The organism is Erysipelatoclostridium sp. MSK.7.34, assembly GCF_019041935.1.
In the GTDB taxonomy this organism is placed as follows: Bacteria; Bacillota_I; Bacilli_A; order Erysipelotrichales; family Coprobacillaceae; genus Thomasclavelia; species Thomasclavelia ramosa.
The window spans coordinates 19,486-35,606 of the sequence record NZ_JAHPYJ010000019.1 but is presented as its reverse complement, the minus strand read 5'-3'; the positions used below and the strand labels follow the sequence as shown (position 1 = coordinate 35,606).

Below are 16,121 nucleotides of genomic sequence, written 5' to 3'. Positions count from 1 at the left end.
AAAATAATGTTATAATTTCATTATATAAAAGTCAAGGAGGATATATAATGGCTGCAACTGAAAAAGAAAAAGCAACCAAGCTGGCTCATGAGTTAGTCGCATACATAGAGAGTGAACAAAGTGATTTGAAGGCTAGTGATAATGAATTTGATGCTTTATGGCAAAGCATTTATGATGTTTGTATGCTAGTTCATTTTAACATTTTAGATGAACTCTTGAGTGAAGAGGAATATTTAGAAGGAGTTACTTGGCTAAAAGACTATCAACATCTCACTAAAGATTACCAAGATAAAGAATTGGAATTATGAAAGGATAAAGAATAATGAAAAATTATTTAATTGTTACCGATACAACAAGTGCGATGAACGGGGTTCAAGCGAAAGAATCTGGAATTGAGTTAGTCTCACTAAGTGTACTGATTGACGGGATCGAGTACAAAGACCAAATTGATATTTCAACGGAAGAATTATATAAAAAACTGGAAGCTGGATGTATCCCTACGACATCACAGCCAAATACTGGATATTTACATGAATTAATGGCGAATTGGAAAGCTAAAAATTATGAAGCTATTATCATTATCACCTGCAGTAGTGATTTAAGTGGAACTTGGAGTGGATTTAATCTTGTGAAAAATCAGTTAGAAATGAATAATATGTATATTTATGATAGCCGCCAAGTTGGTGCACCTGTCATGGATATGGCATTAGCGGCTAAACAGATGGCTGATAATGATCATGATGTAAATGAAATTTTTGAAATGTTAGAAATGAAAACTAAAAATAGTTTTTCTTTTTTAGCCCCATTTGATTTTAAGCAATTGGCGCGCTCGGGACGGTTATCGCCGGTAGCTGCTAAAATGGCATCAATCTTGAAAGTAAAAGCTTTACTTTATTTGAAGGAAGATGGTAGTTGTGTCGATAAATATGCGATGAGTAGGACAGAATCAAAAATTGTTAAAACTGTAATTGACAAATTTAAAAATGCTGGTGTTAATGCTAAGGATTATACATTATACATCTCTCATGCTGATAATGAAGAATCAGCGCTGAAAGCAAAACGATTATTACAAGATATTTTTGATAATATTGAGGTTATCGTAAACAAGTTACCAGCTGTATTGACTTGTCATGGCGGGATGAAATGTATATCTGTGCATTATATACATAAGATGTAATAGGTGAGAAAATGAAAGTTGTTGATATGCATTGTGATACCATCTTGCGGCTTTATGATGAAGGTGGCTGTTTATCAAAAAATGATTTTAATATTGATTTAAAGAAAATGGTTAAAGGTGATTATTTGTTGCAAAACTTTGCGATGTTTGTAAACTTAAGTGATCATCTTGATCCACTAACAAAGGCACAGCGATTAATTGATCTATATTATACAGAACTAGAAAAAAGTCCTGAGCTGATTAAACCAGTATATAGTTATGAAGATATTCTTAATAATCAAAAAAATGGTCTAATGTCAGCGATGCTTACATTGGAAGAAGGGGCAGTCGTAAATAATGATCTTGCAATCTTACGTAATTATTATCGTCTAGGCGTTAGGATGATTACTTTAACTTGGAATCATCCTAACGGAATAGGTTATCCTAATTTGATTAGTACTAAGGAATTTAAAGATTTATATCATTTAAATACAGAAGATGGATTAACTGATTTTGGGATTGCTTATGTCAAGGAAATGGAGCGGTTGGGAATCATTATCGATGTTTCACATTTGAGTGATGCGGGATTTTATGATGTATTAAAATATACGACAAAACCGTTTGTTGCATCACATAGTAATGCTCGTAGCGTTTGCGGAGTTGCTCGAAATATGTCTGATGATATGATCAAACAGTTAGCGAAACGTAATGGCGTCATGGGAATTAATTTTTGCGGAGATTTCTTAAAACCATCGAGTCATGGCGGGATGCGTTCATGTATTGAAGATATGGTTAAACATATTTTATATATTAAGGAACTGGTGGGGATAGATTATGTTGGCTTAGGTAGTGATTTTGATGGTATTGATCAAAACCTTGAATTAGCTGATGCTTCGATGATGCCCCAATTAGCTGCTGCACTGCAGGAAGCTGGCTTTAGTGAAAATGAAATTGAGAAAGTTTTTTATAAGAACGTTTTACGTGTTTATAGTCAAATTTTATAGAAACAGAAAAACGACAAGTGGGGAAATCACTTGTCGCTTTTATTATTAGTTATCAGGGAAAGGATACTAATAATACATGATATCAGGGAAGGATATCTTTATATATTGTTTGTAGTCATTATATTGAAGGGAAAATCGAATATTTCTTTTGACTACATTGTTAGTATATAACTAAACAATGGTGAAAATGTATATAGAATATCTTAAAATATGTGATAATTATTCGTTCGGATAGATATCGAGCTATTTTAAAATGGCGAAATATAGTGTATAATACACATAAGTGGAGGAATGAGGATGAAAAGCTTATTTTATCGTTTAATTATCTTTTTAGATACAGCTAGTGAAGCTGATACAAATTATAATATTGCCTGGTATATGGCTCATAATTTTTCAAAAGTGGCCAAAATGGGAATTAGTCAGCTTGCTAAAGAATGTTATGTATCCCCGGCAACGATTTCACGTTTTTGTCGTGCTTTAGGATATGAAAATTATGCTCATTTAAAACAAGAATGTTCTTCATTTGCTTCAGATAGCAAAAAGTTTAATAATTTAATTAATGTTCCTTTGGACATGATGAAAGATAAACCTCAAGAATGTACTAAATATTATAGTGATCAAGTATGTGATGCTATTTCAAAATTGTCACAGCGGTTAGACTGGAATGTGATTGATAAAGTTCTACAGGCTATTCATGATAGTGATTCAGTAGCTTTTTTTGGAACTCAGTTTTCTCATTCTGCAGCGTTGCATTTTCAAACTGATTTACTAATGCTGGAAAAGTTTACAATGGCATATATGGAAACAGAACGTCAGATTGATTGTGCGCGTTTGATGGATGAAAATAGTGTTGCAATTATTGTGACAGTAAATGGATTTTATGCACGGAGTAATTCGAAAGTTTTACAGTATTTAAAGAAATCAAAATGTAAGGTTGTTTTAATGACAAATAATCCAGGGATAGATATTGGAATAAACGTTAATTATACGATTGTATTAGGTGATAGCGAACAGCGAAAGATTGGTAAACATACGTTATTAACAGCAGTTGAATTGATGTCACTGCGATATTATTCTTTATATTATCCAGGAATTCAGGAAAAAATTATCTAAAAAGGTTTTAACCTTTTTTTATGGAAGGAAAAAGTTATGCGTGAGATTAAATGTGAAGATATTACAAAAACAGTAAAACAACTATGTATGGAAGCAGCTTGTAATTTACCCAGTGATGTGTTTAAGGCACTTAAAGATAAGATAGATACAGAACCATATCCCTTAGCTAAAAAGACTTTGGAAGTATTGATTGATAATGCTGATTTAGCTAAAGATAATATGATGCCGATTTGTCAAGATACTGGTATGGCTTTTGTGTATATTACAATTGGACAAGAAGTTCATGTGGATGGTGATTTAAAAGCTGCTATTAATGAAGGAGTGCGTCAAGGGTACGAGGAAGGTTATCTTCGTAAATCAGTAGTTGATGATCCATTATTTGAACGGATCAATACTAAAGACAATACCCCAGCAATTATTTATTTTGATCTTGTTTGTGGTGATGAATTTAAAATTGTTGTAGCTCCAAAAGGATTTGGGTCTGAAAACATGTCACAAATTAAAATGTTAAAACCAAGTGATGGATTGCAGGGAGTTAAAGATTTTGTAATGAAAGTGGTTAATGACGCTGGACCTAATGCTTGCCCGCCGATGGTGATTGGTGTAGGGATCGGAGGGTCATTTGACAAAGTTACGATGTTGTCAAAACAAGCAATGATGCGTGAAATTGGAACCCATCACGAAGATAGCCGATATGCTGCTTTAGAAACTGAATTATTAGAGATGATCAATGCTACAGGAATTGGACCAGCTGGTTATGGTGGAAAAACTACGGCTCTATCATTGAATATTGAGACTCATCCTACTCATATTGCTGGAATGCCTGTTGCAGTAAGTATTTGCTGCCATGTAGCGCGTCATAAGGAGGCTTCATTATGATTAAATTGACAACACCGCTTACCGTTGAAAAAATAAAACAATTACATGCTGGTGATGAAGTGTTACTAAGCGGAACTATCTATACGGGTCGTGATGCGGCTCATAAACGTTTGATGGCTTTGATTGAAGAAGGAAAGGAATTACCTTTTCATTTAGAGGATCAAGTAATTTTTTATGTGGGACCAACGCCAAGTAAACCTGGTAAAGTATTTGGGAGTGGAGGACCTACAACGTCTGGGAGAATGGATGCTTTTGCACCAACAATGATCAAGTTAGGATTACGTTCGATGATTGGTAAGGGATATCGTCAGCAGGCAGTTAAAGATGCAATCATTAAATATCATGGAGTGTATTTTGGTGCTATCGGTGGAGCCGGAGCGATGATGTCTAATTGCATTAAAGAATGTACAGTAATTGCTTTTGATGATCTTGGACCTGAAGCGATTCGACGTTTAGAAGTTGAGGATATGCCATTAGTAGTAGTGATTGATAGTAATGGTAACGATCAATATGAATTAGGGCGTAACGATTATTTAAGTACATGTAAATAAAGAGAAAGTATTAAAGAGGTAATATAATAATGTTTAAAAAGAAAAGAGATTATGGATATTACAGCAGTTATGGAACAAGTAGTCGAAGTCGCCTTAAGGTTGGACGCGTTGCTCTTGTTGGGGCTGTTGGGGTTGTCTTAGTTATTGGAATTGTTGTTGTGTTAAATTTGACACGGATTAAATTATTAATCAAGGGCTATTCATTTTCACAAGCAAGTGAAATTTTGTCATTAACAAAAGAACAAGAAAATGAAATTTTATCCCATGATAAACTTGATCATATTACTAATTGGATAGCAAATTCTAAAAAAGTTTCTTTATATGATGAATACGAAAAATATCTAGGCATGAATAAAAAGATGGAATATGCTGATGTTGTTACATATATTAATGGATTATTTAAAGAAGAAGTACCTAAACTAAAAAGTATGGGGTATAGTGAGAAAGTTATTTGGAATTTGATTAGTGATAAAGTATCAAAAGAAGATTTACAATATTTGATCGATCATAATTATACTGCCAAGGATTTAGAGCCTTATCGCAAAGTAAAAGGTTATCAAATTCAAAATCTTGAAGCGTATATCAACGCTTATAATAATTACAAAGACTATAATTATGCAGTATGTATTACTAACTATCCATTTTTGATTTCATCTAATGGTGAGCCTAAAGAAAGCTATACAATTACTAATCCTGATGATTTATTAGTTTTAGTAAAAAAAGGTTTCTATTTACCAGAAAGCTATGAACCTAAATTAGTAGATCCGGAAATTCCAGTAGCTCCAGATTGTCAAAATCCGAAAATGACTAAAGAAACATCAGATGCTTTAACTAAAATGTATGAAGCAGCTAAAAAAGAAGGATTAGAATTAGTTGTTAATAGTGCGTATCGTTCATATCAGACACAAGTTGATACAATGGCTGATTTTGAAAGACGTTTTGGCGGGCAGTATGCAAATGAATATGTCGCTCAGCCTGGAGCAAGTGAACATCAAACTGGTTTAGGAATTGATTTAACTAGTCAAAGTGTTGTAGAAGGTAAAAAAATCACTTTTGGTGATACTGATGAATATAAATGGGTAATTAAAAATTGTGCTAAATATGGCTTTATTATCCGTTTTGAAAATGGTACTGACGGAATAACGGGAATTGCTCATGAGCCTTGGCATTTACGTTATGTTGGTAAAGATGTAGCAAAAAAAATCGTTGAAAAGGAATGGACTTTTGAAGAATATTGTTTATATAACAATGTAATGCCAAAAGTTACGAAAAAATAATCTAGGGGTTACCTCTAGATTATTTTAATGAGGTAAAGAAATGAAAACATTAATTACTACTTTAAATTCAAAATATATACATAAGTCTTTATCGTTAAGATTGCTTTATGTAGCTACTAAAGAATATCATGAGGTGGATTTTAAAGAATATACGATCAAAGAGGATCTTGATACAATTGCAAATGATATTATTGAACAAAAAGTACAGGTTGTGGCTTTTAGTGTCTATATTTGGAATGTTGATTTAATAAAAATATTGATAGATAAATTAAAAAAAATGGACCCACAATTAGTTATTGTAATTGGAGGACCGGAAGTAAGTTATGAAATTGATTATTTTCTAGATAACTTTAAAATTGACTATTTAATTAGTGGTGAAGGTGAGGTGGCTTTTAAAGAACTGTTAGATTGTTTAGAAACACAGCAGCCGATTAATATTCAAGGAATTAGCAGAAAAGATAAGCGAGATTATCAACAAACTAAGCCGGTTGATCTACAATATCTTGAAACACTTGAATCACCTTATTTATTAAAACGTGATCTTGCTGATATGGATAAGCGGATTCTTTATTTTGAAACAAGTCGCGGCTGTCCATATCAATGCCAGTACTGTTTATCTTCATTAGAAAAAGGATTACGCTTCTTTAGTTTAGATTATTTAAAAGCGCAATTATCATTATTGCTTGATAGTGGAGTTAAGACAATTAAGCTGCTAGATCGGAGCTTTAATGCTAAAACAGCTCATGCTTTGGCGATTTTAGAATTTATTTTTAAGCATTATCGACCAGGAATTCAATTTCAATTCGAAATTAATGGTGATGTACTAGATCAGCGAATTATTGATTATATTAATGATTATGCTCCAAGAGGATTATTACGATTTGAAATAGGAATTCAGTCAACATATGAGCCGACAAATGAAATCGTTAAAAGATATCAAAATTTTGAACGGTTAAGTGAGGTAATTAAACAGTTACAGCAAAATCATAAAATTGATTTTCATTTAGATTTGATTGCAGGTTTGCCTTTAGAAAACCTAGAGAGATTTGCCCGATCATTTGATGATGTTTTTGCTTTTTATCCAAAGGAACTGCAATTAGGTTTTTTAAAGTTATTGAGAGGAACAAGTCTTCGAAAAGAGGCAGAAAAATATGGGTATGTATATGATGAAAATCCACCCTATGAATTGCTTTATAGTAATGATTTAAGCCCTGAAGATATTGGGAAAATTCATTTGGCAGAAGAAATGTTAGAGAAATTCTGGAATAGTGGCAAGATGCCAATAACAATGAATACAGTGATAAGAACAGTCGCTTCACCTTTTTATTTTTTCTTAGACCTGGGCAATTATTATTTGAAACAACAATTTAAAATGTTTAAATTTCAAAATGATGAATTATTTAGTTATTTAGACGAATATTTAAATCGGCAGTATCAGGATTTATTGATTGAAGACTATTTACGGTTATCAAAAATAAAACCTAAACGCTGGTGGAAGGCCCGTTTAGATAAAAGCGAAGCACGTGAAACAATGCATTATTTGATAGAAAAATATGACTTAGACCAAGAAGAAGTCTTTAGATATGGGGTGGTTGAAAAGGTAACTGATGGCTACTTATTAGCGATTTATCAAAATTATCAGGTTAGTGTGAAAAAGTATTCTTGATAATGATAAACGGTTATATTACGTTAGATAACGTTTTCCTGTAATGGGAGAGCGTTTTATTTTATGATTATAAAAAGGGCTGGGTAAAGGAGTATATAACATGAATTAAAAATACAAATAAGATATACTTAATAGTGCATGGAGGGATATAGAATGATAGAAAATATTCGTAAGAGAGATGGGCGCCTAGTCGCATTTGAGTTAGATAAGATTGCAGGAGCTATATACAAAGCATTTGAAGCAAGTGGTGGTAAATATGAATTAAAAAATGCCATGAATATTGCTAAAACAGTTGAAACAAAGCTAGAAAAAAAGAAGAGTGAATTACCAACGGTAGAATTAGTTCAAGATACGGTTGAAGAAGTATTGATTGAACAAGGATATGTACGAGTGGCTAAAGCCTATATTTTATATCGCGCTAATCGTACGCGTGAAAGGGATATGAAGTCACGGCTAATGAAGACTTTTGAAGAGATTACTTTTGCTGATAGTAAAGATAGTGATCTAAAAAGAGAAAATGCTAACGTGAATGCAGATGCTCCGATGGGGACAATGCTGAAATATGGAGCTGAAGCAGCAAAACAGTTTAATGAGATGTTTGTATTAAATCCTAAACATGCACGTGCTCATATTAATGGGGATATACATATTCATGATATGGATTTTTTAACTTTAACAACAACTTGTTGTCAAATTGATTTAATTAAATTATTTGCAGGAGGATTTTCAACTGGCCATGGAGTTTTAAGAGAGCCAAATAGCATTAGTATCTATGCTGCTCTAGCTTGCATTGCTATCCAGTCAAACCAAAATGATCAACATGGAGGTCAGGCAATTCCTAATTTTGATTATAGTATGGCACCAGGTGTTGCAAAATCATACTTAAAGCATTTTTATCATAATTTAGCTAAAGCAATTACTTTATTAGTAAAATTAGATGGTGAAGATATTGCGACTAAAGTAAAGGGAGAAATGCGTTTAAAACCTACTTTAGATAAAAATGAGGCATTTGAAGAACAATTAAAAGAAACACTGAAAGCTAATAAAGTAGATAAATTTGTAGATGAAATCGTTGAATTTGCAATTACAAGCGCTTATGAAGAAACTGATCGAGAGACATATCAAGCGATGGAGGCGTTTATTCACAATCTTAATACTATGCATTCAAGAGCTGGAGCACAAGTACCGTTTAGTTCAATCAATTATGGTATGGATACTTCAAGTGAAGGGCGCATGGTAATGCGTAATATATTATTAGCAACAGAAGCTGGGCTAGGTCATGGTGAAACACCAATTTTTCCAATTCAAATATTTAGAGTAAAAGAAGGAATCAACTATAATGAAGGTGAGCCTAATTACGATCTTTTTAAATTAGCTTGTCGTACCTCTGCAAAACGTTTATTCCCTAATTTTTCATTTGTTGATGCTCCTTTCAATAAACAATATTATAAAGGAACGCCAGAAACTGAAATTGCTTATATGGGATGTCGAACACGAGTTATGGGAAATGTTTATGCTCCGGACAAAGAAATTAGTTTTGGGCGTGGAAATTTAAGTTTTACTTCTATCAATTTACCAAGATTGGCAATTCGTTCTAAAGGAGATGTAAATGAGTTTTTTGATAAGCTTGATGGAATGTTAGATTTATGTATTGAGCAATTGTTAGAACGTTTTGAAATTCAATGTCGTCGTAAGGCTAAAAACTATCCTTTTTTAATGGAGCAGGGAGTTTGGCTTGATAGTGATGAATTAAAACCTGATGATGAAGTTCGTGAGGTTTTAAAACATGGAACTTTAACAGTCGGATTTATCGGATTAGCGGAAACATTAAAAGCTTTGATTGGGGTACATCATGGTGAAAGTGAAAAAGCTCAGATCTTAGGATTACAAATTGTTGCTCATATGCGCAAGGCAATGGATAAAGCAACTGAAAAATATAATTTGAATTTTAGTTTGATTGCTACTCCGGCAGAAGGACTTTCAGGTCGTTTTGTTAAAATGGATAAAAAACTTTTTGGAGAATTAGACGGGATTACTGATCGTGAATATTATACTAATAGTTTCCATATTCCTGTATATTATCCAATTAGTGCTTTTAAGAAAATAAAATTAGAAGGACCATATCATGAATTAACTAATGGTGGTCATATTAGTTATGTCGAGATGGATGGGGATCCGACTAAAAATATTGCTGCATTCGAAAAAATTGTTAGAGCAATGCATGATAATGGAATTGGTTATGGAGCAATCAATCATCCAGTTGATCGTGATCCAGTATGTGGTTATAATGGAATTATTGATGATGTTTGCCCGTTATGTGGAAGAAGCGAGGAAGAACATCATGGTTTTGAACGAATCCGGCGAATCACTGGTTATTTAGTAGGAACATTAGATCGTTTTAATGATGGGAAAAAGGCTGAAGAAAGTGATCGTGTAAAACACGAAACCAAGGAATGAATAATTAATGGAAATTAGATTATTTGGTACGGTTAATGATTCTATTGTTGATGGGCCGGGCTTAAGATATGCGATTTTTACCCAAGGTTGTTTTCATAATTGTTTAGGCTGCCACAATCCTAAAAGCCATGATATTAATGGCGGGTATATTAGAGATACTAGTGAAATAATTAATGAAATTGATGAAAATCCTTTATTAGATGGAATCACGTTATCAGGTGGTGAACCAATGTTACAAATCGAGCCTTTAAAAGAACTTTGTAAAGCTGCTCGACTTAGAAAACTAAATATTGTTATTTATAGTGGTTTTACATTCGAACAAATTATGGATGATCCTAATAAAAAATCATTATTGGAACTTTGCGATATGCTAATCGATGGCAAATTTGAATTAGATAAAAAAAGTTTAGCTTTACTTTATCGTGGTTCATCTAATCAAAGATTGATTAATATTCAACAATCTCTAAGCCAAAGAGAGGTAGTTGAATATTTGGCTGATGAGAATAATGAAATTAAGATTTAAGGAAGCACAGCTTCCTTTTTTGTTTTAAAGATTGGTGATTAGTTTATAAAGCAAATAAAAAGGCACTATGCAAGTGTGCCTTTAGACTATACTTATTTAATTAATAAGTTAGCTTGTAACCAAGCTCTCTCTTCATTTGTTAAAAATGGTGCAACATGATCAAATACTAATTGTTGATAATCATTGATTTGTTTGATTTCATGATTAGATAATAATTCAAGATCTAAACCATCTAAATCAAATGGAACCATTGTAATTGGTTCAAATTTTAAGAACTGACCATATTCATTAGTTTCGACTTCAACACATAACAATTCATTTTCATGACGAACACCATGACTATTTTCGATATAAATACCAGGTTCATCTGTTGTGATCATTCCTGGTTCAAAAGCACACATTTTAGCAAATCCTGGACGATCATGGGGTCTGAATCCATTTGGTCCTTCATGGACGTTTAAGAAGTGACCAACTCCATGTCCTGTTCCGCAGCGATAATCAAGATTGTATTCATAAACTATACCACGTGCTAATAAATCTAGGTTTGGACCAGTTGTTCCCGCTAAGAAATGAGCTGCTTGTAGTCTAAACATTGCTTTTAAAGCCACGGTAAAATCACGTCTTTCAATATCACTGATAGGACCTAAAACAAAGGTTCTTGTTGTATCGATCGTTCCATCTAAATATTGACCACCAGAATCGATTAATAGCATTCCCTCGTTAGTTACTTTTGCACAATTTCCAGGTTCTGCTTTGTAGTGCATCAAAGCAGCGTTAGCTTTGTATCCGCAAATAGTATCAAAACTTAGATCAAAAAATTCATTTTGTTCTTTTCTAAATGCTGCTAATTTATCAGAGATGGTAACTTCATCTAATTCGATTTTTCCAACGTTGTTTTTTAACCAATACATGAATTTAGTCATAGCGACACCATCCTTGATATGGGCATTTTTGGTTGCTTTGATTTCAGTTTCATTTTTTATCGCTTTAAAATGTTGAGTTGGATTAGGTGCTGTTTTTATTTCACAATTTAGATTATTGAAGATTTGATAATTAACAATTTGATCATCTAATAAGACTTTTCCAGTTAGTTTTTTAACATCTTCATAAATATCATTATAAGCTCTGATGATAATACTATCCCTTTTTAAAATAGCTTCAGTTTTAACATCAACGACGTTATCTTGAACATATAGAATAGCATTATCTTGATTAATCAAAGCATAAGATAGTACGACGGGATTACAATCTACATCGTTACCACGAATGTTAAATAACCAGACAATATCATCTAAGCTAGTAATAATATGGTGTTGGCAATCTCCCATGGCACTGCGCAAACGTGCAAGTTTTGAAGCACGTGATTCACCGCAATATTCTTCATCATAAATAAAAGCTGGCTCATGAGAGATGCTAGGGCGTTCACTCCAAACTTCATCAACTAAGTCAACATCTGTAATTAGTTTATTACTTAAACGAGCAACTTCTTGATATGACATTACTCGTCCATCAAAACCAACAGTCTTATCAGTGTTTTGATCAAGATATTCTTTGATTGTTGGAACCCCAGGCATAGCCATTTTCATTAAAATAATGCCACTTCCAGCTAATTGTTGTTCTGCTTGGATAAAATAACGCCCGTCAGTCCATAAACGTGCTTCATCTAGACTGATTACTAATGTTCCAGCAGAACCGGTAAATCCTGATAAGAATTTACGTCCTCTAAAATATTCACCAACATATTCACTTTGATGAAAATCACTAGTTGGAATGATATAAATATCAATTCCATTTTCTTTCATTAATGTTTGCATTTTTGCAATATTTTCTTTTATCATATTCATAACCTCACTAACAATACTTTATCACAACTGATTAGCTCCCTCAATGAATATAAAAAAAATAAAAAAAAAACTTACACAAATAAATTTTTTATGCTAGGATAGCATTGCATTAAAAGAATATTACTAAATAATGGTAGTGATGATTAAGTCAGCTGACAAAGATTGTAGCGAAAGTTATGGTTTTGTTAACTGGCTTTTTTATGTTAAAAGGAGGAAAAATTAATGCCAACAAATAGAAAAGAAAGTTTAGTTTTTACAATGTTTATGTGTGCCTTTATGGTTTTTTGGATGAGTGTCTATAATGTCAGTTTACACTTCGGCTTTTCAAGCGAAGCAATCAAAGAAGCATGGTTGGGATTCCCATTAGCCTATTTATTTGCAATTTTATGTGATTGGGTAATAGTATCTAAGTTTGCTAAAAGTTTAGCTTTTAAAGTTGTAAATCCTAAAAATAAACCACTTATTAAGATTATTATGATCTCGTTTTTTATGGTCTGTGGCATGGTTATTTTAATGTCTTTATACGGTGCAGTTGAACAGGCTGGAATCAGTGAACAGACTTTAATGGTGTGGTTGACAAATATTCCAAAAAATTTTATTGCAGCTTTACCACTACAACTGTTAATTGCAGGACCTTTTATTCGAAGCGTTTTCAAAATCTTGTTTACTAGACAAATCGCATAGATTGTCTAGTGATTTTATCAAACTTAGCGCTATAATTATCATGTTAAAAAAGCATGATAATTATTTTTCACGAAAAAAATATAAGTCTTTAAAAAGTTTGTTAAATCGTTGTAAACCCTTGTCAGACTAGGGATACAGCGAAAATGACTATTTTTTTCAATTGATAGATTATTATCGTTGCATTTTTAAAATATAGGAGTATACTTATCTCAGGCAAAGGGGGCTTATACTATGGATGATGTAATTCAAAGGTTAGTAGAAATAGACCGTAAATGTGTCGAACGTGTTGAAGCTGCAAAAGCTAAGAAATTAGATGCGCAAACCAACATGAATGAAAAAAGAAAAGAGATATATGATGGTTTTGTCACCGAACAAAACAAAAAGATTGAGGCGCATAAAGCTGAATTAATGAATAAAAACAAAGAAGAAGCAAAGCAGCTTGATCAAGATTATAATGATACTGTAGCTAATTTAGAGAATCTTTATAATCAAAATAAGGACAAATGGATCAATCAGATTGTCGAAAGATGTTTAAAGTAAGAAGGTGAAGGTATGGCTTTATCGTCAAATGCACTATGTGCTAAGGCTAAAGCGATGTATGGATACCGCATTGGTGAGGAAGGTTATAGTGATCTATGCCGGAAACAGTCACTTAGTGAGATGGTAACATACTTAAAATCGCAAACAAAGTATAGTGGTGTTTTAGAAGATATTAATGTCCGTAACGTTCACCGTCGCCAAGTAGAGGCTGCTTTAAATAAAGAATACTTTGAACGTTGTGCGAGATTAATGAAGTATGCACCAAAAAAGAATCAAGATTTCTATAGCCAAGAGGTCATTGGAATTGAGGTTCAATTGATTGTTGATAAGGTTGTCAGTATTAAAGAAAAAGATCAAGCGAGTTTTTCTTTGGAGATACCTGATTATTTAGCAAGCAAAATGAGTTTCAATATTTATGGATTGATCAATGTTGATAACTATAAGGATCTAGTAACATATTTAAGAGATACTAGGTATTATAAAATATTAGCTGATTTTGATTTTACAGCACCGATTGATATTAATGCTTTAGAACGTCAGATGAAATCACTATTTTATAGTACTTATGTGGCTGCCATTAAAAAGAATTTTAAGGGTAAAGAACAAAAAGAATTATTAGATATTTTATCGACATCGATTGAGTTGATCAATATTACGAAGATCTATCGATTCAAAAAATATTTTAAAGAATCGAATGAAACAATTAAAAATTCTTTATATTTAGAGCATTGTCGAATGTCTTCATCAATGTTGGATACATTAATTGAAGCTCGTAGTGCAAAAGAATTGATGGAATTATTAGCTAATTCTAAATATAAGCTGTATTTAGGTGATAAAGACTATGCTTATATCGAATATTATGTTGAAGAAGTTAGATATAATATCGCTAAAAGATATATGCGTTTTTCTAGTAACGCACCGTTAGTATATTTAACATATTCAATCTTACAAAAGGTAGAGGTTGATAATCTAAAACATATTATTGAGGGAATTAGATATGGACGAGATGCATCTAGTATTGAAGAGATGCTGATCTTTGCATAGGAGGGATTAATGAATGGCTATTATAAAAACACATTTCTTTAATATTTCCTTTGAACATAAAGATTTGATGAAAATGCTAATTAAGATGACCGAGTATCAAGATGAAATGTTTCCTCAAGATTCTAAAAAAATAGCAAATAATGTTAAAGGGGTATCAGTTATGGATGAAGCTAATCCGTATAATGAACCACTAGATAACATTTATCACATCTTAAATCGTTTAAATCTTGAAAGTAATGTTCAAGATAATGAATTTAAAGAAATCAACTTGCATAATGCAAATAAATTAATAGATGATATTAATGATAAAATTGATAATATTGTCAAAATTAAAGAAGATATTACAAAAGAAAAAGAAGAAAATGATGAAGCAATCATTTTGTTGAAAAATCTAGAAGAATCAAAAATAAGTGTTGATGATGTTAAGAATACTAAATATATTACCTGTCGATTTGGAAAGATTCCTGTGAATGAATTTACAAAAATTCAATATTATCGTGATTATGAATTTATTTTTAGGGAATTGAATCGTTCTAAACAATATGTTTGGATCGTTTATGCTGGACTTACAAGCAGTATTTCTGAAATTGATAATGCATTTTCATCAATGTCATTTGAGCCAATTAGCTTACCGGAGTTTGCTCATGGTAAAGTTCATGAAGCAATTGACGAATTAACTGAAGAGTCAACAGCTATGGAACAATATATTGCTAAAATGGATTCTAAACTAGAGGATATAAAAAAGGAATATAAAGAAGAGGTTTTAGAAACATTTACAAGATTATATAACTTAAAAAGACTATTTGATAAATGTCGTTATGTTGTGGACTTTTCACAAAAAGCTTCGATCTACACTTTCAGTAGTTTTGATTTAAAAGAAGCTGAAGCAAAATTTGATGATATTGATAGTGTAAAAGTTATGGAACTACCAGTTAATATCTATGAAAATAGAAATATTGTGGCACCAGTATTAGTAAGAAATAATAGTTTAATGCAACCGTTTGAAAATGTCTTGAGTGTAACACTTGGTGACACTTTTGATCCAACGACGATAGTTGCTTTATTAACGATGCTTATCGGTGCTGTTTGTGTTGGTGATATTGGTGTTGGAGCTTTATTAATTGTATTAGGGTTCTTATTTACAATTAAAAAACCTAATAATTTTGGTGGCATGTTAAAACGTTTAGGAGCTGCTGTTTTAATTGGTGGTTTATTTTATGGAACGGCGTTTTATCGAATTGAATTGTACCAGCCGTTAGCAAGTTTACCATTACATGTTATTCATACTTTCTTATTTGGATTCAGTCTTTGGATCATTGCGATGGTGATTTTAATTATTGTGAAAAAAGTTACGCGAAAATCAATCAAGATATAGAGGAGGGA

Annotated in this window: 15 protein-coding genes; 14 read left to right on the top strand and 1 reads right to left on the bottom strand. The window is 32.2% G+C overall.

Features of this window, described 5'->3' with window-relative positions:
• The first annotated feature begins 47 nt into the window (after positions 1-47).
• The 10 genes from KTF99_RS12300 (at position 48) to nrdG (ending at position 10,626) form a co-directional block, all read left to right on the top strand.
• Positions 48-308 carry a hypothetical protein gene (locus KTF99_RS12300; protein ID WP_003537262.1) on the top strand — a complete coding sequence of 87 codons (261 nt, stop codon included), beginning with the start codon at positions 48-50 and terminating at the stop codon, positions 306-308.
• Between the two features lie 14 nt (positions 309-322).
• Positions 323-1,177, top strand: a complete 855-nt coding sequence (locus KTF99_RS12295) for a DegV family protein (RefSeq protein ID WP_003537275.1) — start codon at positions 323-325, stop codon at positions 1,175-1,177.
• Positions 1,178-1,188: 11 nt separating this feature from the next.
• Positions 1,189-2,160 (top strand): dipeptidase, encoded by a 972-nt coding sequence (locus tag KTF99_RS12290; protein ID WP_003537276.1) that lies wholly within the window; start codon positions 1,189-1,191, stop codon positions 2,158-2,160.
• A 297-nt stretch (positions 2,161-2,457) separates the two neighbouring features.
• Positions 2,458-3,273, top strand: a complete 816-nt coding sequence (locus KTF99_RS12285; RefSeq protein ID WP_003537277.1) for a MurR/RpiR family transcriptional regulator — start codon at positions 2,458-2,460, stop codon at positions 3,271-3,273.
• Positions 3,274-3,309: 36 nt separating this feature from the next.
• A complete protein-coding gene (locus tag KTF99_RS12280) occupies positions 3,310-4,152 on the top strand; it encodes a fumarate hydratase (RefSeq protein WP_029480945.1) in 843 nt (280 codons plus the stop codon).
• Positions 4,149-4,703, top strand: a complete 555-nt coding sequence (locus KTF99_RS12275) for a Fe-S-containing hydro-lyase (protein WP_003537279.1) — start codon at positions 4,149-4,151, stop codon at positions 4,701-4,703. The genes KTF99_RS12280 and KTF99_RS12275 overlap by 4 nt, the downstream gene beginning before the upstream one ends.
• 29 nt (positions 4,704-4,732) lie before the next feature.
• Positions 4,733-5,980, top strand: a complete 1,248-nt coding sequence (locus KTF99_RS12270; RefSeq protein ID WP_003537280.1) for a M15 family metallopeptidase — start codon at positions 4,733-4,735, stop codon at positions 5,978-5,980.
• Between the two features lie 40 nt (positions 5,981-6,020).
• On the top strand, positions 6,021-7,646 hold the full coding sequence (locus KTF99_RS12265) for a B12-binding domain-containing radical SAM protein (RefSeq protein WP_003537281.1): 1,626 nt from the start codon (positions 6,021-6,023) through the stop codon (positions 7,644-7,646).
• Between the two features lie 153 nt (positions 7,647-7,799).
• Entirely contained in the window at positions 7,800-10,103 is a 2,304-nt protein-coding gene (locus KTF99_RS12260) for an anaerobic ribonucleoside triphosphate reductase (protein ID WP_008791115.1), read from the top strand.
• Positions 10,104-10,110: 7 nt separating this feature from the next.
• Positions 10,111-10,626: an anaerobic ribonucleoside-triphosphate reductase activating protein gene (nrdG, locus tag KTF99_RS12255; RefSeq protein ID WP_022008183.1), complete on the top strand. Its 516-nt coding sequence runs from the start codon at positions 10,111-10,113 to the stop codon at positions 10,624-10,626.
• Between the two features lie 92 nt (positions 10,627-10,718).
• Here nrdG and KTF99_RS12250 read toward each other — a convergent pair whose 3' ends face one another.
• Entirely contained in the window at positions 10,719-12,464 is a 1,746-nt protein-coding gene (locus tag KTF99_RS12250; RefSeq protein WP_034559117.1) for a M24B family metallopeptidase, read from the bottom strand.
• Between the two features lie 228 nt (positions 12,465-12,692).
• Between KTF99_RS12250 and KTF99_RS12245 the strand changes: the two genes are divergently transcribed.
• The 4 genes from KTF99_RS12245 (at position 12,693) to KTF99_RS12230 (ending at position 16,113) form a co-directional block, all read left to right on the top strand.
• The gene (locus tag KTF99_RS12245; RefSeq protein WP_029480919.1) at positions 12,693-13,154 is read left to right on the top strand and encodes a DUF2798 domain-containing protein; all 462 of its coding nucleotides are present in this window, start codon (positions 12,693-12,695) and stop codon (positions 13,152-13,154) included.
• Positions 13,155-13,385: 231 nt separating this feature from the next.
• Positions 13,386-13,694: a hypothetical protein gene (locus tag KTF99_RS12240; protein ID WP_003537291.1), complete on the top strand. Its 309-nt coding sequence runs from the start codon at positions 13,386-13,388 to the stop codon at positions 13,692-13,694.
• Between the two features lie 12 nt (positions 13,695-13,706).
• Entirely contained in the window at positions 13,707-14,738 is a 1,032-nt protein-coding gene (locus KTF99_RS12235; RefSeq protein ID WP_003537292.1) for a V0D/AC39 family V-type ATPase subunit, read from the top strand.
• A 13-nt stretch (positions 14,739-14,751) separates the two neighbouring features.
• Positions 14,752-16,113: a hypothetical protein gene (locus tag KTF99_RS12230; RefSeq protein WP_003537293.1), complete on the top strand. Its 1,362-nt coding sequence runs from the start codon at positions 14,752-14,754 to the stop codon at positions 16,111-16,113.
• Positions 16,114-16,121: the final 8 nt, after the last annotated feature.

Excerpts from the sequence above, each read along its gene's own strand:
- KTF99_RS12290 (WP_003537276.1), top strand. The coding sequence starts at position 1,189 with ATGAAAGTTGTTGATATGCATTGTGATACCATCTTGCGGCTTTATGAT.
- KTF99_RS12280 (WP_029480945.1), top strand. The coding sequence starts at position 3,310 with ATGCGTGAGATTAAATGTGAAGATATTACAAAAACAGTAAAACAACTA.
- KTF99_RS12235 (WP_003537292.1), top strand. The coding sequence starts at position 13,707 with ATGGCTTTATCGTCAAATGCACTATGTGCTAAGGCTAAAGCGATGTAT.
- KTF99_RS12250 (WP_034559117.1), bottom strand. The coding sequence starts at position 12,464 with ATGATAAAAGAAAATATTGCAAAAATGCAAACATTAATGAAAGAAAAT.
- KTF99_RS12230 (WP_003537293.1), top strand. The coding sequence starts at position 14,752 with ATGGCTATTATAAAAACACATTTCTTTAATATTTCCTTTGAACATAAA.
- KTF99_RS12245 (WP_029480919.1), top strand. The coding sequence starts at position 12,693 with ATGCCAACAAATAGAAAAGAAAGTTTAGTTTTTACAATGTTTATGTGT.
- KTF99_RS12300 (WP_003537262.1), top strand. The coding sequence starts at position 48 with ATGGCTGCAACTGAAAAAGAAAAAGCAACCAAGCTGGCTCATGAGTTA.
- KTF99_RS12275 (WP_003537279.1), top strand. The coding sequence starts at position 4,149 with ATGATTAAATTGACAACACCGCTTACCGTTGAAAAAATAAAACAATTA.
- nrdG (WP_022008183.1), top strand. The coding sequence starts at position 10,111 with ATGGAAATTAGATTATTTGGTACGGTTAATGATTCTATTGTTGATGGG.
- KTF99_RS12265 (WP_003537281.1), top strand. The coding sequence starts at position 6,021 with ATGAAAACATTAATTACTACTTTAAATTCAAAATATATACATAAGTCT.
- KTF99_RS12260 (WP_008791115.1), top strand. The coding sequence starts at position 7,800 with ATGATAGAAAATATTCGTAAGAGAGATGGGCGCCTAGTCGCATTTGAG.
- KTF99_RS12270 (WP_003537280.1), top strand. The coding sequence starts at position 4,733 with ATGTTTAAAAAGAAAAGAGATTATGGATATTACAGCAGTTATGGAACA.
- KTF99_RS12285 (WP_003537277.1), top strand. The coding sequence starts at position 2,458 with ATGAAAAGCTTATTTTATCGTTTAATTATCTTTTTAGATACAGCTAGT.
- KTF99_RS12240 (WP_003537291.1), top strand. The coding sequence starts at position 13,386 with ATGGATGATGTAATTCAAAGGTTAGTAGAAATAGACCGTAAATGTGTC.
- KTF99_RS12295 (WP_003537275.1), top strand. The coding sequence starts at position 323 with ATGAAAAATTATTTAATTGTTACCGATACAACAAGTGCGATGAACGGG.